We start from the raw sequence: 19574 nt of genomic DNA, 5'->3' as shown, positions 1-19574 counted from the left end.
CCAAAAATCGCCTGAAGGGCGATTTTTACAAACCGGTCATTTCATTCCCTGTAATTATTCCGTAATTAAAGATAGAATAAATATTACTATGGATTCAATCATTAAAGTTGAAAATCTTACCAAAAAATTTAATAGTTTTTTGGCGGTTAATGATATTTCTTTTGAAGTCAAAGAGGGAGAAATTTTTGGTTTTTTGGGGCCAAATGGAGCCGGCAAAACAACAACTATTAATATACTTACAACCCAACTAAAGCCTACCAAGGGAACAGCAATTCTTGCTGGATTTAATGTTGTTTCAGATCCTAATAACGCGAGGCGATGTTTTGGAATTGTTTTTCAAGATCCTTCTTTAGATCTTGAACTTACTGCCTGGGAAAATTTGAAATTTCACGCTATGTTATATAATATTCCTGGTCCTAAAACGAAAAAGAAATCAAAAGAACTTTTAGAAATGGTTGGGCTTCAAGGCAGGGAAAATACTATTGTGAAAAAGTTTTCTGGGGGAATGAAAAGACGACTTGAAGTTGCCAGGGGTCTTCTTCATGAGCCTAGAATTTTATTTCTTGATGAACCAACGCTTGGGCTTGATCCCCAAACTCGAACTCATATCTGGGATTATGTTTTCAAAATTCAGAAAGAACACAAAATGACTATCTTTTTAACCACTCATTCAATGGAAGAGGCGGAAAATTGCACCAGAGTCGCTATTATTGATCACGGAAAGATTATAGTTCTTGATACTCCAGAACAACTTAAAAAAGCGACTGGAACAGAAACGATGAACGATATGTTTTTAAAGATTACTGGTCGGGATTTTCGTGATGAAGAAACTTATGACGCTAAAGAAAAAATACGTCAGGATCTAAAACTTAGGAATCGTTAAACTAATATGAAACACGAACTTAAAGCAATTTATATCATTTGGCTAAGGGAGATTATAAGATATTGGAGAAATTGGATAAGATCAGTTTCTAGTCTGATAATGCCGATTTTATGGCTTGTGATTTTAGGATCTGGAATTTCTGCTTCGCTAAGCTTTGCTCCATCAGGAACAGAAAGCTTTAACTACATTAATTTTATTTTTCCGGGAATTTTAGCAATGATTATTTTATTTTCTTCAATATTTGGAGCTCTAACTATTGTTTATGATAGGGAATTCGGATTTTCTAAAGAATTTTTTGTGGCTCCCATTTCTCGCACTTCAATAGTTATAGGCAAAATTCTTGGTGGGGCCACTACTGCCACTATTCAAGCTTCCTTAATGCTTCTTTTAACGCCGTTAATTGGAATAAAAATATCTTTTTTAACTATAATTATATTATTTCCAGCAATGTTCCTTATTGCTTTTGGAATGAGTTCATTGGGCGTACTTTTAGCTTCGCAAATGAAGAGTACGGAAAGCTTTCCAATGGTTATGCAGTTTATTATGATGCCGATGTTTTTTCTTAGCGGAGCTCTATTTCCTCTACAGGGAGTGCCAGCGTGGCTTGCTGGACTTGCACAATTTAATCCACTTACTTATGGAGTTAATATTTTAAGACATATAATTTTTAGCGGAGAAGATATATCGAAAGAAATTATTCAATCTTTTTCCACTACGATTTTCGGACAATCACTAACTTTTTCTATCAGTCTTCTTATTTTTCTTTCATTTACATTAATCGTGGTTTCTCTTTCTGCAATTTCCTTTAATAGGATAGAATAAATTGATATGATTTGTCGTAAAAAACAAGGATTTTCTTTAATTGAATTATTGGTTGTTATTGCTATTATCGGAATTTTAGCATCAATTACGTTGGTATTCCTTGTTAATGTACGAGGGAAAGCTCAGGATGTAAGACGAAAAGCAGAAATCTCTCAACTCGGAAAGTTCTTAGTGTTTTCTTGCTACCTGCCAGACGGGGGAGAAGGAGAATACGACCTTATTCCGCTGGTAAATGAAATTCTTGCCAAGTATCCTCAATATAGTAAATTTCTTTCAAATATACCCAAAGATCCTAAAACAGGCACTGAAGCCGAATCAAAATATATTTATACCGTGACAACAGATGGCAAATGTGCCCTTTACGCAAATCTTGAAAGTTCTTCAGAACCCGTAACTTTAGCGATTACGGTTCCCACGCCAGGAGGAGGAACAGGCGTTTTAAAAGCTGATAGTTCCGGATGGAATGGCAGCCAGCTTTATTTCCAATATTCTAATTAATTAAAGATATGGAAAAAGTATCAAAAGTAAAAATTGGAGACGATTTAAAAAAGTCTATTTTAGAATCGGTGAATTCAATTGGTGGTTTTAAGCGATTTATCAAGCCCGGAGAGGTGGTTTTATTAAAGCCCAATTTTAATACTACCGACCCCTTTCCGGCTTCTTCTGATCCGGAATTTATAAAAGCTGTGGTTGAGTTGGTTTATGATTGTGGGGTTAAAATAGTAATGATTGGTGATTCTGCGACCATGAGTTTAAATACTCGCAAAGTAATGGAAAAGCTTAAAATTTTTGATTTGGAAAAGATGAAGCGGCCTCCCCGGATTTATGTCTTTGAAGAACGGAAGTGGGTAAATAAAAAGATACCGGGCGGAAAGTATCTAAAAAACGTTTCGGTAACCGAATTTTTAGATCGAGCTGATAAGTTAATATTCCTTCCTAATTTAAAAACCCATTCTTATGCTGAATTTACCGGCAGTTTAAAGCTTTCTGTTGGCTTTATGAAACCAATCCAGCGTATTCGTCTTCACACAAGGCATCTCCAGGAAAAAGTAGCTGAACTAAATAAAATAATCAATCCCGATTTGGTTATTATGGACGCAAGAAAGTGTTTCATTACTAAAGGACCTGCCGAGGGTGAGGTTCGCGAGCCAGGTTTGATTTTAGCTTCAACTGACAGAGTTGCTATTGATGTCGAAGGTATAAAAATAATCCAGAGTTTTAATGGTAATTCGCTCAAAGATATCGATCCCTGGGAATTACCGCAAATTAAAAGAGCGATAGAGATTGGTATTTCAGTAAAAACTTAATAAAAATCGCCTAAACGGCGATTTTTTGTTAGAATAAATTTATGGAAATTAAATTAAAGCCGATTGGCTTTGCTAAAAACCAGGAAAAGCAACATTTTGGATCATGGGATAAGGTGGCTACTGATTTGGTTATTGATGAGAAATATCAAAAAGCTTTGAAGGGATTGGAGGATTATTCTCATCTTATCGTGATTTATTGGATGCACGAAGTTAAAACTTGCGATATCCGCCATGTACCGCAAGATAAAGTGGGCGAGGTGCCAGAAGTCGGAATTTTTGCCTGTCGCTGTGCCCAGCGACCAAACCCGATTGGCGTCTCAACAGTAAAGATTATCGGCATTAAAGATAATGTTGTAACCGTACAAGGTCTCGATGTTGTCAAAGATACCCCAATTCTTGATATCAAACCATATACGCCGCAATATGATGCCGTCACCGATGCCGAAGTTCCGGATTGGATCAATAAATTAGATTATTAACTAAAATAGAAGAGGGAATCACAAAAGGCGTAGAAAGGACATTTCTAATTCATAAACAAAGAGGCCAGCTGAGCTGGCCTCTTTGTTTTAATAAAAAAAAGAAGGGTTTCCGAAAAAACCCTGTTGAGGATGGGGAGGAGAGAAAGAGGTTTCTCTACGCTTCCACCATTTGGTGAGCCATGCGGCTCATTATTTAACTTAGTGTACTGCTTATTTAATAACAAATTCATAAAAGCATGTCAAGTGGAAAAGTTTTTTTAATCAAGATAGAGTGGGGGATTAACAGTGCCAAAAAAGCGGTTTTCTGGTAGAATTTAAAAATGGATGTTGAAATTAAAAAAAAGGAACAAATTGAGAGTGGATGGAATTTTTTGGTTGGGATTGATGACATTGAATATGCAGTAACGCTTGATAAAGAATATTGGGAAAAATTAACCCCTTCGACAAGCTCAGGGCAAGCACACGGTCAGCTCACGCCGGAAGAACTTGTAAGAAAATCTTTTGAATTCTTGCTTGAAAGGGAACCGAAAGAATCAATCCTTAGAGAGTTTAACCTCAACGTGATTAGTAAATATTTTCCCGAATACGAAAAAGAGATAATAAAATAAAAAGCTTGTTAATGTTATGAAAGGACTGAAAATCTTTAATTCGCAAACAAGAAAAAGAGAAGTCTTTCGGCAAAATTCCAATAAAAGAACAGGCATTTATGTTTGCGGCATTACCCCCTATGACGTTACCCATTTAGGGCATGCTTTCACTTACGTTTTTTTTGACGTGGTAATCAGATATTTAAAGTTTCTTGGTTATAAGGTTATCTATGTGCAAAATCTGACAGATATTGATGATGATATCCTGAAAGAATCTGCTAAGTTGAGGAAGAATTGGAGGGAAGTGGTTAGAAATAATTCTCAAAAATTTCTGGAAGAAATGAAATGGCTCAACAACCTCCAACCTGATTTTTATCCTCGAGCTACTGATCACATCAAAGAAATGATAGAAATAGTTAAAAAGCTTCAGAAGAATGGCTTTGCCTATGAAAGAAAAGGAAATGTTTACTTTTCAATTAAGAAAGATAAGGAATACGGAAAGCTGAGCAAACTCTCGAAAAAGAAAATGCTGCTCATTGCCAATGAACGGGGCAATAACCCAAATGATCCCAACAAGAAAAATCCCCTTGATTTTGTTCTTTGGCAAGCCCAAAAACCCAAAGAACCCTTTTGGCCTTCTCCCTGGGGCGAAGGAAGGCCGGGTTGGCATATCGAATGCAGCGCTATGTCACAAAAATACCTCGGCGAAACAATTGATATTTATGGGGGAGGGTCTGATTTGATTTTTCCTCATCACGAAAGTTCAATCGCCCAGTCGGAGAAAGCAACCGGCCAGCCATTTGTCAGATATTGGCTGCATACTGGAATGCTGCGCTATCGAAGAAAAAAAATGAGCAAGTCTTTGGGGAACTTAATTTTAATTGATGATTTACGGAAAATATATAGCGCTAACACGATAAGGCTTCTGCTTCTTTCTCATCATTATCGTTCAGTTTGGGAGTTTTATAAACAGGACCTTCAAAAAGCGGAAAGGCTTGCTGATTTATTTAAAAGGGTTTGGTTTTTATCTTCCGGCACAGGTAGAACATTTAATGTGAAGAGCTATGAAAAGAGATTTTTTGAAGCAATGAACAATGATTTTGATACCAAGAAAGCAATTAGCGTTTTGGCGGAGTTAGCCAAAAAAACTTTAAGTGCCAATAGGAGTATGAGTTTGGCTGATGCCAAATCTTTCTTAGTTAAAACATTTAATATTCTCGGTTTATTAATTGAATATGAATGAAATTAATTTCAAAAATAAAACAATAATGGTAGTTGGCGCCCATCCTGATGACAATGATTTCGTCTGTGGAGCAACCGTTGCCAAAGCGACAAAAGAAGGATCCAAGGTCATCTATTTAATCGCCACCTCCGGTCAGAGGGGGAGTAGCGATGAAAATATTACCCCGGAGGAGCTGGGAGAGATAAGGAGAGCTGAACAGATAGAGGCAGCTAAAATTCTGGGCGTGGCAGAGGTTCACTTCCTGGATTATCACGATGGAGAATTGGTTCCCAACATTGAACTAAAAGAGAGGGTAGTTCGTTTTATCAGGCGATATAAACCAAATTTTGTTTTTACTATGAACCCCGTTCATTATTATTACAAAGAATATGGTTTTATTAACCACTCTGATCATCGGGCAATAGGAGAAGCTGTTTTAGATGCTACTTATCCTTTGGCCAGAGACAGCCTCTCGTTTCCCGAGCACAAAAAAACAGGACTTCAGCCCCATAAAGTAAAAGAGTTATTTATTACTACCTTTTTAATAGAAGATGCCAACTACTTTATTGACGTGACCGCAACTATGGATATCAAAATTAAAGCTTTAATGGTTCATAAATCCCAGATAGGGAACTTCAAAAATTTGGAAAAGAGAATTAAAGACAGAGCGGGTGAGTTTGGCAAGAAAGAAGGGTTTCGTTTTGCTGAGGCTTTTGTCAGGCTTCGGCTGCCAGAATAATCTTTTCTTAGAGTTAATGAAAGCGTGAAAAAATATGAGTTTGCTTAATAAGAAAATAAAATGGTGGATGGTAATCTTAATTTCTCTTATTTTTGGTTCTTTAATTATGTTATTTGAAATCCTATTGATTTAAAAATATAAAACAAAAATGGGGTATGAAAAGAATTTACTACAACAAACTAATTCGCGATAAAATTCCCGAAAAGATTAAAAAGAGCGGGGGAGACTTTAAAATAAAAAAATTAAAGGTAAAAGAATTTGAAAAAGAGCTTATAAAGAAAGTAGGCGAGGAATCAGATGGCTTGCTCGCAGCAAAAACCAAAAAGAAGTTAATTTCAGAGTTGGCTGATGTTTTAGATGTTATTCAGGAAATAAAGAGATTTAAAGGAATTACAAGCCAACAGATAAAAAGAGCGCAAAAAGAAAGCAATAAAAAGAAAGGTGGATTTAAAAAAAGATTATTTCTTTTTTGGTCGTCAGATACCGGTTATAAAACTAACGAACGAAGATATAAAAATTACTAAATATCTCAAACTGTTGGAGTAGGGGACTGACGGTTTTTTAGTAAAATAAGGTAATGAAAACCAAAATTTCAATCATTTTAATAATTTTAATCGGCTTAGGTGTAGGAGGGTTTTTTGTGTGGAAAAATATTTCTGTTCCCGAAGAAGAGACAGCCCCAGAAGAAGAACCTTCTTTAGAGGAAAAGGAAAAAGTTATTCCTCAGGCTTACCAATTAAATGTTTCAAGAGTTTTTGCTGGGGAAGTTCTAAAAGAAAAAGAAACCGAAGAGGGGCCGGGTTTATGTTATCTTGGAGCTTTTGCGATGTTGGCTTTATTTGATGATCCAGATTTAGATTTCACTGAAATCGTTGCCTATTCTGGGATTGGAGTAACAGCTAAAAATGTTGTTCCTTTTATTGGCTTAACGAATGATTTCCAAGGAAATTCTATTATAACTGGAGCCGAAAACCTTGGCTATAATTTTGGACTAGGACTTTTGTCTGGAGGCAAAGATTCAATCAATCATTTGCCACCGCCACCACCTCCGCCACCACCTGGCACTTCACCACCACCTCCGCCACCACCTCCGCCTCCAGCTGGATCAGAACCTCCAACTCAATTTAATTTTAAGGAAAGCGCTAAAGAAGTTAAATATTTTAGTAATAAGGAAGAAGCTACCCGCTATTTAAAAAGTATAATCTCCTCTGACAAACCAGTTTTGGTTCATTTAGATCTTTATTATGTTACCGATGATTTTGCCAAAATTTCTCCTAGCTGGGCATGGGAAAAATTTCATGCCTCTCACTTTATGATCGTTACTGGTTATGATGAGAATTATGTTTATATTAATGATCCTGACGACCCTGATTTAGCCATAAAAAATATGCCAGCTTCATACAAAAACTTTTTAGAAGCTTGGGAAAATGGTGCTAATCCTCAGATGGAGGGCCACAAGCTTGGTCCTTATTGGATGCTTTATCTTAAAGATAAAGCTAAAAGAAAATCAATAAAAGAGATAATGGCCTGGAACAGAGAGATATCCGAGAATGCTGCTTTCGAAATAGGAGAAGCTCTGAATTCTTTCTTCCTCGGGGAAATGGCGGTAGGCCGTTTGGAATTTGCAAAATTTTTGGAAAGGAATGGCTATCAAAATGCCGCTAATCTCTATAGAGAAGCTGGTAATTTATATTTGAAAAAACCCACGATAGACGAACTATCTTTAATAGCTGGCAAAGAAGAAGAAGCTAGGAACTCTTTCTGAATAAACCTCTTTTAAAGTACCTATTTTTTTGACAGGTAAGACTAAAGAGTTAGCGGAAAAAACTATAGTCTTATTGGTTTAATTATTGGAAAATTGTTCCAAAACCAAGGCGAGACAGGGTAGGGGACTAATAGTTTGTTTATTAACTTTAAAAGAAATTATCGCTGAACAATTTTTATTTTTTCCAAACATTTTTTTTATTGACAAAAAATTAAGTTTAAATTAAAATTGAAGACGGATGAGGTTGGGAAGTCAGTAAGATTAGAGCCGAACCCTCGCGTCAACCCTGGCCAACCAACCCCATCCATCAAGGAGGGGGTAAAGCTTACTGGTGGTAAACCCACGAAGTACGATGCCATTCTCCAAGGCTGGGGACAACCCGAGTTCTGGTTAATCCAATCCAAATTGTGTCCTCGGCTTTTTGTTTTGTGGTTGCCTCGGGCTTGACTTATATCGAATATTTTGTAGACTATTCTTAGCAGCATTACCAAGACAAGGAGGGGAAGGATGTCGACTCCCAGAGTGAAGTACAAGAGAAGGAACTTAGTTTTTCTTGCGCCTGTTCCAAATAACCATAGTTTCATTAGTTTACAAAAAAGGGCGCCAGAGGAAGTAGAAATTAATACAAGAAGGGGAACATGGACATATAAGGGTTCGACTAATGGCATTGGAAGACACCAAGTATTTTGGTGGTCTGGTGGTCGACCTATTGGCATTGGAGTTTATGATAGAACTAACTTTCGCCACCTTCAAGCCATGGTACAGTTTGTTATAAACTCAGAAAGAGGACCGTCTGCGTCGTTTGATTAATTTATTAGCTTGCTCTTTTATGAAGGAATATCATTAGATGCCTGCCGAAAAGCGGGCCTTTTTGTTTCCAAATGATGCCTCGGACTTGACTTATTATTTGAAAGCATTAGACTATTTTTAGGATGAATAGTTCCTTCAAAAGAAAGATTAGAGCTGGAAAAGGAGGTATTGGCTATGGACCAACAAGCCCAAGAAATCTTCCAGGCTATTACTGGAAAAGGTTGGGTTCTCTATTATAGAGGGCTTTCGGACGCGAGGATATCATACGATGAAACATTCGCAAGGGGTCCAGTCGATTCATTGGAAAAAGGAATTCTGTATATTCTTCTGCCAAAAACAGATAACCCGACCGACATGGCTGCGGTTAAGGATGTTATAGGTAGGCATCAACTCCTGCCAAAGATTACAGTACCCCGAAATGGATTCTCCTATTATGGACGAATACTTTATAAATTCAGTGGCATAGAAAAAGAGACCGAAGATGTATTAATACCAGACCAAGAACTATACTTCATTGGCATTGAACTTCAAGACAACGAGGTCAGAATACTTTCACCATCTATGAGCTATATGCCGTATGAAGTTTTCCTGGCAGCTATCCAATCTCTTGAAAACATAGGAGTACTAATCGGATAAGGAGGCAATTTTCAAAGCGGTGCTACGCACCGCCTTTTTGTTTTTAAAGAACATATTACCTCGGGCTTGATTTCTTTCTTATAAAAGGGTAGTTTAACAAAAAGGAGGACCGTACCTAAAAAATTGAATAAAGCTGTCCCAAAAGGAGGCAAAGTCCATGAGATGGTGGCAGGCAGAAGTTCTTTGTAATGGCGTTTATGTCCAGCCATATACTGACGGTCGAGTTCGAATCTCTACCATACTAGTTATTTACTGCAAATTCCAGGCTCCAAACAGTAAGGCAAAGGCATTAAGAAAAGCACGAAGAGTAATCAATTCCAAAAAAAAGGGTCATTTCAGAAACGATGAAATAACAGAGGTTCATTATATTCGAGTAAAGCGTTTATTCAAGAAAGACTATCCTCGTGAAAATGAATTTCTTGTTACAATTGAAGACTGTATCTGGCGCATCTTCTTTTTTTCTCGCTAGCGATTGGACCCAAAAACAATGTCAAATATATCTCGACGTCGTAAAGAAAAGAGGAGGATCAAGGTCAGCTTATTAAGCTGACTTTTTGTTTCTAAAATACTTTATATATAAACCTATAGGGGAGCACTTGACAAGGCCTTTTGCCCCGTTTATTATAGAGGTAGAGATAGTCGCACAATGTAGGTAAAGCGACATTATTATACGGGCTTAAAAAACTCCTCTAATAATGCCGGTTAATCTATTGCGATATGAAACAATCAGATAAACCAATTTTAAAACATATTCCCGATTTTTTAGATTATTGCGAAGTTGAAAAAGGTTTAGCAGACAAAACCCAGGAAAATTATAAGCATTACCTTGGGAAGTTTGTTTCGTGGCTTAAGGGAGCCAAAAAGGCGGATTTGAGACCCCATGAATTGACTGCTGACGATATCTGGACTTATAGACTTTATCTTTCCAGATTTCAGGGCAATAAGGGCCAGTCTCTCAAGAAAGTCACCCAGAACTACTATTTAATCGCCCTGAGAGCCCTTCTGGGCTATTTTACAGCTAAAGACATAGCTTCACTCCCCGCAGATAAAATAGGTCTTCCAAAGACAGCCAGCAAGGAAAAAACCGTAAAATTCCTTAATTTGGAGCAAATTGAGAAGCTTTTAACAACTCCCAAGTTAAAAGACACTATTGGCTTAAGGGATAAGGCTATTTTAGAGTCCTTTTTCTCAACAGGCCTAAGAATAGCTGAATTAGTTGCCCTTAACCAAGAGCAATTTGTTAATATAAGAGATAAGAAGGATTTAGAACTTAGTATTATTGGCAAAGGAAGCCATCCCAGAACAGTCTATTTTTCAGAAAGGGCTCTGTCCTGGATTAAAAAATATCTGGATACCCGAAAAGACAAAGAAAAGGCCTTATTTATTCATTATAGGGCCAGAAAAGATGCAGAGAGTCGTTTAACGCCTCGGTCCATAGAGAGAATCGTAAAAAAATACGCCGTATTGGCCGGTGTCCCCGTTTTTACTACCCCCCACACCCTTCGGCATTCTTACGCTACAGATCTGTTAAGCCAGGGCGTTGATTTAAGAAGCATTCAGGAGTTTTTGGGCCATAGAAATATTGTTACAACCCAAGTATATACCCATGTAACAAATAAACGTCTCCGTGATATTCATCGCAAGTTTCACAGCGGCAAAAATCTAAAAGAATAAAAAAACCGTTAAGGTCTATTCCCTGCCTCACCGGCAAGCGGGCCTAACGGTTTTTTTTATGACACTATTTCGTCTAATTTACTCTGACGATGTCGCCAAACTTGGTACATTAGAAAGACTTGATTCGTTGGGGACTTCATCTGAAGTTTTAAGTGCAAAGTGATAAGTGGTTTCTGCAGATAATCCTGATATTGTCATTGATTCTGTTGCACCAGCAACTGATGGGGTTGGCTCTTCTGTTGCCTGGGTCGCAGAGGACCAATTATCTGAAGTAATTTCTGATGTTGAGTAACGAACATCATAACTTGCAGCAGTTCCTGTGTTTCCGTCATCTCCGGGAGCGGTCCAGGAAAGATCGATTGACGAAGTTGTCTCATTTAAAGCAGAAAGATCAGTTACGGCAACAGGGGCTGTTGTGTCTTCCTCTAGAGTTATGAAAGAAGATTCACTTGAAGTCGTGACATTATCTGCATCATCAGTAGAAGAAACAACATAATAGTAGGTGGTGTCTGGGACTAAATCAAATATCGCCAAGCTGTGTTCTAATACCAATTCAGAATCGCTTACAGTCGGATCTGGCCCTTCTGTATCAACCGGAGTTGATTCGCTATGCCAAACCTTACTATCTGCTTCTTCATCGGTAACCCAGGTAATCATTGTCGAATTAGTTGTCGTCTCAATTGCGGATAATCCAGAAATTAGAGGTGGTGTGACATCCTCCTCCTCCTCCTCTTCTTCTTCTTCATCTAATTTTTTACTTATACCTGGAGGAAGTTCTTGCCCAGATGGTACTGCGGGTATATAGCCAAGTTTTTTTCTAATTCCAGGTGCAATTAATAATCCTGGCGGTACTTTCCCTGAACTACCAACGCCTTCTATGAGTAATTCATTTATTTTAGACAGCGTCTTTGGTCCGACCCGGCCAGCCTGTTCAATACCCGCTGCTCTTTGAAATTTCTTTACGGCGTTATAAGTTAAAGGACCGAAGTATCCCGTAACCAATCCTTCAGGATAAATTTCAGGGTCTGTTTTTAATATTTCTTGCAGTAATTCCACGTCTTCGCCGGTCATACCCCATTGTAGTTGTCGGATAAACCTGAGCGTTGTTTTAACTTCCTTTCCTGCTTCTTTCACTTCTGCTTTTGATTGTTGAAATTCCGCTATCTTTGCTTCTAATTCTTCGATCTGTTGCTGTAATTGTTCAATCAAGACCTGCAATTCAGCTATGCTTGCCTTTTTTGCTTCTGCCACAATAGGCACAACAAAAATACTAAGTATAAACAATATGCCAATGCCAATTCCTATAACTTTTTTCATTTTTATGTATCTTGTTTCAATAATATATTTTCCCTTTAATAGCGTTCGACCTTTTATGTTTTTTTTAACACAATAAAATTAACAAAGCAAATCTATAAATGTCGCACAATATTAATCAGCAAAGTACACAGGGACTCTTAACTCGTCGGCGTTTTCCGGCAAACCAGAAGGGTTGTCTTTTTCTAAGATTAACACTCCCCTATTTGTTGTAGGTTTCTGAAATTCCAAAGTAGCTTCAAATGGCACAAACTTATCTGTCATCCATTCAGAAAAAGCTTGGGCTGTAGTTGTAGCTAATTCTTTGCCATTTCCATCTTCTAATTGCACCGGGAAATCACCCTCAAAAAACCAGTATCCCCTGGCCTGCCCCATAATCTCAAGGGGGCTTTTAATTTTGGCATTTGGCCGGGGACTGTTGATTAAAATGAGATCTAATTTTTCTAACTCGTTGCCTATATCTTCAACGAATGTTCTGCCGTCTGTTTTACACTGGCGTGGATAAGATTCCAAAGCCGGATATCCTCGGGCTAAACATTCTTCAAAACTATTCACGGCAATGAAGGACTCCTCAGCTTCTTTGCCATTCCAAACTATAATGACGACAACCAGAACTATTATTAATATTCCCGAAAAGAGAATAAATTTCTTCATCAATATAACATAACTATTATACCCTAAACCATCCTAGAATAAATTCCGTAAGTTCTCGAACTTTTTTTAATCTGTTCTACTATTTCTTCCCCGATATGTTTCACCAATGACAATGTGTATTCATCTTTCTTTGATTCTCTGGTATCTGTTCTGTGGGTTGGATCGTCATACCAATTCACCCTATAGGCAACTCCTAGTTGCAGTATTTTCATTCCCATCATAGAACAAGCTTTCATTAGATTAGGAGTCACACTGTCGCCTTCTTTGCTGCAGTTAATAAAAGCTGTCCATTTGCCATAAAGTCTTTGTTTATATTTTGCTTTTGGATTTTTTGAATAGGATATGGAATTCTTCAGATTTTTCCCGTCGCCCCAAAGCTCCTCCACTCCTCCATCAAGAGCGCAAAGCCTTGAAATCATGGTCTGCAACAAAGCTGGCCGGCCATAATAATTGGTTGAGGTCGCAAAAATAATTCCATCAGCCTCTCTCATTGCCTTGTAAACCTGCCACATATCATCTTTTTCTGCGAATCTTCCTTCGTCACGAAAAATTTCAAAGAATTCTTTCTTACTGACCTTATCATATGCTTCTTCTATTGGTAATGCCGTTTTTTCATCGATAAACATATAATCATTCTGGAAAGCATAGCAATCGCACTGATTTGTTTTCTCATTAAATCGGCACTGGGCAGGACAAGTACTGTAACATTCCTTGCAGGCGCCAATTTTCAAATCTCTCAGATCAATTAACCGTGTTTCTGCCCCCTTCCTTCTCGCTGCTTTCAAAGTAAGGTTTAGGTAATACAAACTTACGGGATTTTCTCTTGCACATTCAAGTGAGCTTCTTTTCCCGCTCGAAATACCCAATATTTTTATTGATTTACCTTTACAAGAGTCTAATTTTCCCTTACATCGTTTATATACTCCTCTTTTCATATTGATTTTTTAATTTCCCGATTAAGCAGCCGTTTGGGTTTCCTCTCTGTTTTTTGTCTCCTTCCTAATAATTCTCCAATGATAGAGATATAAGGGCAAACCAACTAAAATCAAAGCTAAGTTAACAGAAGCATCCCGATGCCTTTTGGATGTGAGATAATCAATTTTTGATCTTCTTTCCTGCCAGTCTTTGTAATCTGTCAGCCATTGCCCAATGGCAGCTTTTTCTTCTTCAGACAGCCTTTCCTCATTTTCTTGAAGCTCCTCAATTTTTTGAATCGAATAAGGCATATAAGGCGGCTCTTTGCGGAGAAGTCTTTGTTCTTCTTCGGCTTTAGTAAAAACAAAGGCCCTAAGTCCCATATCAACAAAGCGAACTCCGCCGATAATCAAAAGCACCAAACCAAGCAAGGCAAAAAGATAGAGATAAATTGTTCTGATTAAAGGATAGTGTTTCATAGCTTAATTATATCAGGTTTATAAAAAAATAAAAACCGTTAATAAATTTTAGTACCAAATGGAACTTTTGTAGAATTTATAATAGTGAATTAATCTTATCGATTAAAACTTGCTTGAGACGTAAGCCGACTGCTTTTTCTATCGGTTTCCCGTTTTTAAAAATGATAAGAGTGGGGGTCGCTGGAATTTTATATTTCTGGGCAATTTCAGGATTCTCCATTATATTAAAATTTCCAACCTCTACCCTACCCTCAAACTTTTTAGCCACTTCTTCAATGATAGGTTCAATCACTAAACAAGGTTTACATCCCGGCCTCCAGAAATTGACTAAAACCAGCTTTCCGTTTCTTAAAACTTCTTCTTCAAAATTTTGACTATTAAATTCCAACATTATTTACGCAGTCTTTTTTGAACTGCTTTACTTGTTAACTCTCTGATTGCATCAGAAGCTATCCATTTGGCGCTTTTTGAATCTATTCTCTGAATCTCCGGCTGCCTTAATTGCTTTCCTGTTCAAATTTATATTTCTTTTCCCAATTTTCTTTGCGATACCTCATATAATATAAACAGAAATACCCAAAGTATTTTTCGGATTAATCCCGAATCGCGACATTCCGGCCACCGCCTTTTTGTTAGAGAGTGATTTTAGTTTTTTCAGAATTTCTTTGTATTATATTCCTCTCATTCTACTCCCTCGACAAACTCAGGGCAAGCACATTCGACAAATTCGACAAGCTTATTGCAGGCAGATTCAATGTAAACAAAAAACCTTGCCCCATATGAAGTTTTATACGGACGTAAATCACTCAAAAAAAATGAGCCCCCAGAGATTGCGTCAACGCGATGCGATCTCTGGGGGCTAGGAGGCGATGGCTTATTCACCAATTATCAGCGATCCATCGTCGGAGTCGAACGATCTTTCCTCGGATTGATTCAATTGCCAAGATCTTTTCGAGTCTCCTCGGATGAATTCCGAGTAAATTGGCTTCACCTATGTGAATCTTCAACTGCTCTGTTGAAGTAAGTCCGTTTCCGGCCGGTACCTCCCGTACTGGTTCCGTACTCATCAGAACCATTTCGCCACCTCCTTTCCGACTTCTTAAATTATATCAAATCATAAAAGAATGTCAAGCTTTTTTGTATATCTTTTTTATTCTAGTGAAATAAAAAAGGACGCTCGATTAATTGCGTCCTTTAGGATGATTCCTTGGATCAATAAGAGGACCGTAAGATTTTGGTCTTTCTTCACAATTAGGACAATATGGGACTTCTTCACAGAGATGATTGTCTATTCCTATTATTGGGAGTAATTCGTCTAAAATAGGATAAATAACGTGAACTGCTAGAATTATTTTACCACATCGGCATTTATAAGAACCATCCGGCTGGGATATGTATCGTTCCAATTGATTTTTATCCCTTACGAATCTCATTATTTCCAGTTCATCGGGCGTCAGAGTTCTACCAGAATAAAAATGGTTATTTATTTCCTCTACCATGTTTGGCTCACCTTCTACCTATACACAAAAAACTTATCTTTTCTTATTTACAAATTCCATGATATCCACGACGGATTGTTGAAACAAAATATAGTGTTCCTACGATTGGAATGACGCTTATAGACAGACAGATAAACAAAATTGCCACAATGGCAGCGAGAAAAATCTCAATTGCTTTAATTGTCCATTTGATTATTTTACCTATCCATTCAAGACTAGTCCGCATTTTGTCTTTTCCTCCTTCTTTGGTTGTAAAAGATACTAGAACTATTTTATAAAATTTCTATCAAAAAAACAAGCCCGCCTAAGTTTCTTCGAAATTTAGGTGGGCAAGCCCGCCGCAAGAGAAAGTTATTTATTCTCCAATAATTTCCTTTATTCTTTCTCTTTCTTTTTCAACCACTTCTCCTTCATACTCTCCGCCGTGAGCTGGAGTACCGGTATAAGATGGCTTCTTTTGATCTAAGTGTAGACTAAACAAAAGAACGCCCCTTCCTTTGTCTTCCTTTAGATAAAGATGGAATCTTGGATATTCTCTGCCCCGAAGCGGTCTTACAAGATTAAACTCTCCCCCTGTTATATCTTTTGGTATATACCCTAATTTTCTGGCTAAGTTTACAATATTTTCTTCTGGTCTTTCTATAATAAATTTCATATATCTTTCTCCATTTTAATTTAGTTTTATCTAAGACAAGATTTCGGAAACAAAAAAGCCATAAAGGTAGTTCCTAATTAGCTACTGTCTTTACGGCTATGATCGTTATCCTATTTCCCAAACCTTCTTTGGCGATGAGAATAATCTTCCAAAATTTCGTCTAAATCTTCCTCGGTGAAATCCGGCCAATATTTCTTTGAAAAATAAAGTTCGGAATAGGCTGTCTGCCAGATTAAAAAATTCGAAAGACGCTCTTCTCCTCCTGTTCTAATAATCAGATCGGGATGAGGCTCGCCCGAAGTCCAAAGGTTTGCCTCAATTAATTTTTCGCTAATTTTATGAAATGGAACTCTTTTTTTAATAATTTTTTTAACAGCTTCCACAATTTCGGCTTTCCCGCCATAATTTAAAGCAATATTTAAAATCCCTTCTCTGTTGTTTCGGGTCGTTGCTTCGGCCTTTTTTATTATTTCCTGCAGTCGAGAAGATAGTCTTTCTTTTTGGCCAATAATTTTAATGCGAATACCGTCTTCATCGATTTCTTTGATATTTTTTTGAGACAAGGCCTGTATTATTAGCTTCATTAAATAGCTAACTTCAATTTTAGGCCTATTCCAATTTTCGGTTGAAAAGGCAAATAGAGTAAGAATCTTAATTCCCTTTTTTTTGCACCACCTCCCTATCTTTTTTACTTTTTCTAATCCCCGCCGATGTCCCTCAAGAAAGGGCAAACTTTTATTTTTGGCCCACCTTCGATTACCATCAATGATAATGCCAATGTGATATGGAATTTCTTTCATGAATTTTGCGTCTCTTCAAATTGAATGAGTTCTTTTTCTGGCAAGGCGCCTGATATGTAGCCCGCAGCAAAAGAAAGCAAAGATATTAAAATAACACCAATTAGTAAAATTATATCATCTTGATGGTTTTTGACAAATTGCGGGATACTTGATAACATAGATGAGAATAAGGTATGGCCACCCCATCACTAAATTTACAACGGCAAAATTAGCGAGGGGTTACCATATTTACGCAGTAAATATGGCAAAGACTAAATCAGCAGGCGCAACAAAATTAGGGAGAGATTCTCTGCCAAAATATCTGGGAGTGAAGCTTTCTGATGGACAATTAGCCAGACCTGGAATGATAATTATTCGTCAGCGAGGCACCAAATTTATTCCCGGTAAAAATGTCAGACGAGGCAGAGATGACACTCTCTATGCTTCAAAAGAAGGTGTTGTTCGATTTAGAACAAAACGGATCAGACGCTTTGATAGTTCTCAAAAAATTGCTAAAATTGTTGATATAGAATAACCTTCTTCCTATAAATCTTTCTAGCGCCGTAGAAACCAATCTATGGTGCTTTTTAATTTACAAAAGAATTACATAATCAGTCGCTCAGCCCTCTTGCTGTATGTGAACAGTAGGCAATTATTTCATAATTAAGAGGAGAAGTGAAAGACGACTAGCTTGATTTTTTGAGGCAGGCTTTTATAAATTCTTTGAATAAAGGGTGGGGGTTTAACGGCCTCGATTTAAACTCAGGATGAAATTGAGTGCCCACAAAAAAAGGATGATTTGATATTTCAATAATTTCAACAAGATTCCTTTTTGGATTGATGCCGGCCATTATCATTCCTTTGGATTCCAAGACCTTTCTGAAGTTATTATTCAGTTCGTATCGATGCCTGTGGCGTTCAGAGACTGTTATGCTTTTCAACTCCGGATTAGTGCTGTAAGCTCTAAAACTTATTGTTCCGGGCTTTATTTTACATTTATAGATTCCTAACCTCATTGTTCCGCCATATCTTTTTCCTGATATTAGAGCTTTTTGCTCCGGCATTACATCAATCACCGGAGACTTACAATTTTTGGAAAATTCAACCGAACAAGCTTTCTTAATTTTACAGACATTTCTGGCAAATTCTACTACTGCCAACTGCATTCCCAGGCAAAGACCAAAAAAGGGAATTTTATTTTTTCTGCAATATTCAATAGCTTTTATTTTTCCTTCTATTCCCCTGTCTCCAAACCCACCTGGCACAATAATTCCATCATAATCTTTCAATTTCTTTACTGATTGAGAATTTTTTTCGTATGTTTCTGATCCTAACCAATGAATTTCAGGCTTCCGTTTGTGAAACCAACAGGACTGCTTTACTGCTTCAATTATCGAAATATAAGAATCCATAAGGGTAAATTTGCCTGTTTCAAAGTACTTTCCAACTATACCAATTTTTACCGGCTTTTTTGCTCTTTTTATAGTCTTAACTAAATTGGCCCAATCTTTTAGGTTGTTTTTTCTTGCTCTTAGCCCAAACTTTTTTAGAATTCGATTACCCAATTGATCTTTCTCAAAATTAACAGGTACCTGGTAGATCGATTCAATGTCGGGAGCGGAGATAACGTCTTCTAACGCTACATTACAAAAAAGAGAAATTTTTCTTTTTCTTGGTTCATCAACAGAAATCTGAGAGCGGGCGATAATGATATCTGGCTGAATACCGGCCATATTCAAAGATCTTACAGCGTATTGTGTGGGTTTTGTTTTCATTTCTCCTATAATTTTGGGTATAGGCAAATAACTTACCAATATAAAAAGAACCCCTCTTGGTTGAGAGAGTTTCATCATACGAGCTGCTTCCAAAAATAACATATTTTGATATTCCCCCACTGTGCCTCCGATTTCGATTAGAACAATTTCGGCTTTATCTCTTTTGGCTACTCTGTTAATTCTGGAGATTACCTCCAGGGGGATATGGGGAACAACTTCAACGCATCTTCCTCCGTAACCGAGATTTCTTTCCCGGTTTATCACGGCTTGATAGACTCTACCCGTAGTAATGTAGTTGTCGGTGGTTAAGTCCAAATCTAAAAATCTTTCATAATTCCCAATATCCTGATCACACTCTATTCCATCTTCGGTTACAAAAATCTCTCCGTGTTCAATGGGATTCATTGTTCCGGCATCGACATTAATATAAGGATCAATCTTAACAGCCGTAACCTTGAACCCTTTACTCTGAAGGATTTTTCCAATTGAGGCCGTTGTTATTCCTTTGCCGATACCCGACATTACCCCCCCCGATATAAAAATAAATCGTGTTATAAGTATTCTCCTCCACAAATTACGA

The 19574-nt window shown here is 37.4% G+C and carries 21 protein-coding genes and 2 pseudogenes; 13 read left to right on the top strand and 10 right to left on the bottom strand.

Annotated features, from left to right (window positions below):
• Positions 1 to 88: 88 nt before the first annotated feature.
• The 12 genes and pseudogenes from ENH66_02605 (at position 89) to ENH66_02550 (ending at position 10924) form a co-directional block, all read left to right on the top strand.
• Positions 89 to 883: an ATP-binding cassette domain-containing protein gene (locus ENH66_02605; protein ID HDZ54569.1), complete on the top strand. Its 795-nt coding sequence runs from the start codon at positions 89 to 91 to the stop codon at positions 881 to 883.
• 6 nt (positions 884 to 889) lie between these two features.
• Entirely contained in the window at positions 890 to 1705 is an 816-nt protein-coding gene (locus tag ENH66_02600; GenBank protein ID HDZ54568.1) for an ABC transporter, read from the top strand.
• Positions 1706 to 1711: 6 nt separating this feature from the next.
• Positions 1712 to 1798 (top strand): annotated as a pseudogene (locus ENH66_02595) (prepilin-type N-terminal cleavage/methylation domain-containing protein).
• Positions 1799 to 2211: 413 nt separating this feature from the next.
• A complete protein-coding gene (locus tag ENH66_02590) occupies positions 2212 to 3012 on the top strand; it encodes a DUF362 domain-containing protein (GenBank protein HDZ54567.1) in 801 nt (266 codons plus the stop codon).
• A 41-nt stretch (positions 3013 to 3053) separates the two neighbouring features.
• Positions 3054 to 3491 carry a tRNA (N6-threonylcarbamoyladenosine(37)-N6)-methyltransferase TrmO gene (tsaA, locus tag ENH66_02585; GenBank protein ID HDZ54566.1) on the top strand — a complete coding sequence of 146 codons (438 nt, stop codon included), beginning with the start codon at positions 3054 to 3056 and terminating at the stop codon, positions 3489 to 3491.
• 320 nt (positions 3492 to 3811) lie between these two features.
• Positions 3812 to 4099: a hypothetical protein gene (locus ENH66_02580; GenBank protein ID HDZ54565.1), complete on the top strand. Its 288-nt coding sequence runs from the start codon at positions 3812 to 3814 to the stop codon at positions 4097 to 4099.
• 16 nt (positions 4100 to 4115) lie between these two features.
• Positions 4116 to 5321, top strand: coding sequence for a cysteine--tRNA ligase (locus tag ENH66_02575; GenBank protein ID HDZ54564.1), 1206 nt, complete (start codon positions 4116 to 4118; stop codon positions 5319 to 5321).
• Positions 5314 to 6039 carry a PIG-L family deacetylase gene (locus ENH66_02570; GenBank protein HDZ54563.1) on the top strand — a complete coding sequence of 242 codons (726 nt, stop codon included), beginning with the start codon at positions 5314 to 5316 and terminating at the stop codon, positions 6037 to 6039. The genes ENH66_02575 and ENH66_02570 overlap by 8 nt, the downstream gene beginning before the upstream one ends.
• 155 nt (positions 6040 to 6194) lie before the next feature.
• Positions 6195 to 6563 (top strand): phosphoribosyl-ATP pyrophosphohydrolase, encoded by a 369-nt coding sequence (locus ENH66_02565; protein ID HDZ54562.1) that lies wholly within the window; start codon positions 6195 to 6197, stop codon positions 6561 to 6563.
• Between the two features lie 53 nt (positions 6564 to 6616).
• Positions 6617 to 7804 carry a hypothetical protein gene (locus ENH66_02560; GenBank protein HDZ54561.1) on the top strand — a complete coding sequence of 396 codons (1188 nt, stop codon included), beginning with the start codon at positions 6617 to 6619 and terminating at the stop codon, positions 7802 to 7804.
• A gap of 984 nt (positions 7805 to 8788) precedes the next feature.
• Complete coding sequence (locus ENH66_02555; protein ID HDZ54560.1) at positions 8789 to 9250, top strand: hypothetical protein; 462 nt, start codon at positions 8789 to 8791, stop codon at positions 9248 to 9250.
• 717 nt (positions 9251 to 9967) lie between these two features.
• Complete coding sequence (locus tag ENH66_02550) at positions 9968 to 10924, top strand: hypothetical protein (protein ID HDZ54559.1); 957 nt, start codon at positions 9968 to 9970, stop codon at positions 10922 to 10924.
• 78 nt (positions 10925 to 11002) lie between these two features.
• Here the strand turns inward: ENH66_02550 and ENH66_02545 are convergent, their stop codons facing one another.
• From ENH66_02545 to uppS, 9 genes and pseudogenes are all read right to left on the bottom strand, one after another.
• Complete coding sequence (locus ENH66_02545; GenBank protein ID HDZ54558.1) at positions 11003 to 12241, bottom strand: hypothetical protein; 1239 nt, start codon at positions 12239 to 12241, stop codon at positions 11003 to 11005.
• A 111-nt stretch (positions 12242 to 12352) separates the two neighbouring features.
• On the bottom strand, positions 12353 to 12892 hold the full coding sequence (locus ENH66_02540; GenBank protein HDZ54557.1) for a hypothetical protein: 540 nt from the start codon (positions 12890 to 12892) through the stop codon (positions 12353 to 12355).
• 23 nt (positions 12893 to 12915) lie between these two features.
• Entirely contained in the window at positions 12916 to 13827 is a 912-nt protein-coding gene (locus ENH66_02535; GenBank protein ID HDZ54556.1) for a flavodoxin family protein, read from the bottom strand.
• A 21-nt stretch (positions 13828 to 13848) separates the two neighbouring features.
• Positions 13849 to 14286, bottom strand: coding sequence for a hypothetical protein (locus tag ENH66_02530; protein HDZ54555.1), 438 nt, complete (start codon positions 14284 to 14286; stop codon positions 13849 to 13851).
• 76 nt (positions 14287 to 14362) lie between these two features.
• Positions 14363 to 14677, bottom strand: a complete 315-nt coding sequence (locus tag ENH66_02525; protein ID HDZ54554.1) for a thiol reductase thioredoxin — start codon at positions 14675 to 14677, stop codon at positions 14363 to 14365.
• Positions 14677 to 14830 (bottom strand): annotated as a pseudogene (locus ENH66_02520) (DNA alkylation repair protein). Before ENH66_02520 ends, ENH66_02525 begins: the two are co-directional and overlap by 1 nt.
• 637 nt (positions 14831 to 15467) lie before the next feature.
• Positions 15468 to 15785, bottom strand: coding sequence for a hypothetical protein (locus ENH66_02515; protein ID HDZ54553.1), 318 nt, complete (start codon positions 15783 to 15785; stop codon positions 15468 to 15470).
• Positions 15786 to 16140: 355 nt separating this feature from the next.
• Complete coding sequence (locus ENH66_02510; protein ID HDZ54552.1) at positions 16141 to 16440, bottom strand: hypothetical protein; 300 nt, start codon at positions 16438 to 16440, stop codon at positions 16141 to 16143.
• 110 nt (positions 16441 to 16550) lie between these two features.
• Positions 16551 to 17240: a di-trans,poly-cis-decaprenylcistransferase gene (gene uppS / locus ENH66_02505; GenBank protein ID HDZ54551.1), complete on the bottom strand. Its 690-nt coding sequence runs from the start codon at positions 17238 to 17240 to the stop codon at positions 16551 to 16553.
• A 241-nt stretch (positions 17241 to 17481) separates the two neighbouring features.
• Here uppS and ENH66_02500 point away from each other — a divergent pair, with 241 nt between their 5' ends.
• Positions 17482 to 17754, top strand: a complete 273-nt coding sequence (locus tag ENH66_02500) for a 50S ribosomal protein L27 (GenBank protein HDZ54550.1) — start codon at positions 17482 to 17484, stop codon at positions 17752 to 17754.
• A 151-nt stretch (positions 17755 to 17905) separates the two neighbouring features.
• Here ENH66_02500 and ENH66_02495 read toward each other — a convergent pair whose 3' ends face one another.
• Positions 17906 to 19549 (bottom strand): CTP synthase, encoded by a 1644-nt coding sequence (locus tag ENH66_02495; GenBank protein HDZ54549.1) that lies wholly within the window; start codon positions 19547 to 19549, stop codon positions 17906 to 17908.
• Positions 19550 to 19574: the final 25 nt, after the last annotated feature.

The organism is Candidatus Nealsonbacteria bacterium (assembly GCA_011050465.1).
Classification (GTDB): Bacteria; Patescibacteriota; Minisyncoccia; order Minisyncoccales; family RBG-13-36-15; genus RBG-13-36-15.
This window is presented reverse-complemented; position numbering and strand designations above follow the sequence as displayed.

Coding starts and splice junctions, on each gene's coding strand:
- ENH66_02525 (HDZ54554.1), bottom strand. CDS start 14,677: ATGTTGGAATTTAATAGTCAAAATTTTGAAGAAGAAGTTTTAAGAAAC.
- ENH66_02535 (HDZ54556.1), bottom strand. CDS start 13,827: ATGAAAAGAGGAGTATATAAACGATGTAAGGGAAAATTAGACTCTTGT.
- ENH66_02560 (HDZ54561.1), top strand. CDS start 6,617: ATGAAAACCAAAATTTCAATCATTTTAATAATTTTAATCGGCTTAGGT.
- ENH66_02575 (HDZ54564.1), top strand. CDS start 4,116: ATGAAAGGACTGAAAATCTTTAATTCGCAAACAAGAAAAAGAGAAGTC.
- ENH66_02580 (HDZ54565.1), top strand. CDS start 3,812: ATGGATGTTGAAATTAAAAAAAAGGAACAAATTGAGAGTGGATGGAAT.
- ENH66_02570 (HDZ54563.1), top strand. CDS start 5,314: ATGAATGAAATTAATTTCAAAAATAAAACAATAATGGTAGTTGGCGCC.
- ENH66_02515 (HDZ54553.1), bottom strand. CDS start 15,785: ATGGTAGAGGAAATAAATAACCATTTTTATTCTGGTAGAACTCTGACG.
- ENH66_02565 (HDZ54562.1), top strand. CDS start 6,195: ATGAAAAGAATTTACTACAACAAACTAATTCGCGATAAAATTCCCGAA.
- ENH66_02500 (HDZ54550.1), top strand. CDS start 17,482: ATGGCAAAGACTAAATCAGCAGGCGCAACAAAATTAGGGAGAGATTCT.
- ENH66_02605 (HDZ54569.1), top strand. CDS start 89: ATGGATTCAATCATTAAAGTTGAAAATCTTACCAAAAAATTTAATAGT.
- ENH66_02540 (HDZ54557.1), bottom strand. CDS start 12,892: ATGAAGAAATTTATTCTCTTTTCGGGAATATTAATAATAGTTCTGGTT.
- uppS (HDZ54551.1), bottom strand. CDS start 17,240: ATGAAAGAAATTCCATATCACATTGGCATTATCATTGATGGTAATCGA.
- ENH66_02545 (HDZ54558.1), bottom strand. CDS start 12,241: ATGAAAAAAGTTATAGGAATTGGCATTGGCATATTGTTTATACTTAGT.
- ENH66_02550 (HDZ54559.1), top strand. CDS start 9,968: ATGAAACAATCAGATAAACCAATTTTAAAACATATTCCCGATTTTTTA.
- ENH66_02600 (HDZ54568.1), top strand. CDS start 890: ATGAAACACGAACTTAAAGCAATTTATATCATTTGGCTAAGGGAGATT.
- ENH66_02555 (HDZ54560.1), top strand. CDS start 8,789: ATGGACCAACAAGCCCAAGAAATCTTCCAGGCTATTACTGGAAAAGGT.
- tsaA (HDZ54566.1), top strand. CDS start 3,054: ATGGAAATTAAATTAAAGCCGATTGGCTTTGCTAAAAACCAGGAAAAG.
- ENH66_02530 (HDZ54555.1), bottom strand. CDS start 14,286: ATGAAACACTATCCTTTAATCAGAACAATTTATCTCTATCTTTTTGCC.
- ENH66_02510 (HDZ54552.1), bottom strand. CDS start 16,440: ATGAAATTTATTATAGAAAGACCAGAAGAAAATATTGTAAACTTAGCC.
- ENH66_02590 (HDZ54567.1), top strand. CDS start 2,212: ATGGAAAAAGTATCAAAAGTAAAAATTGGAGACGATTTAAAAAAGTCT.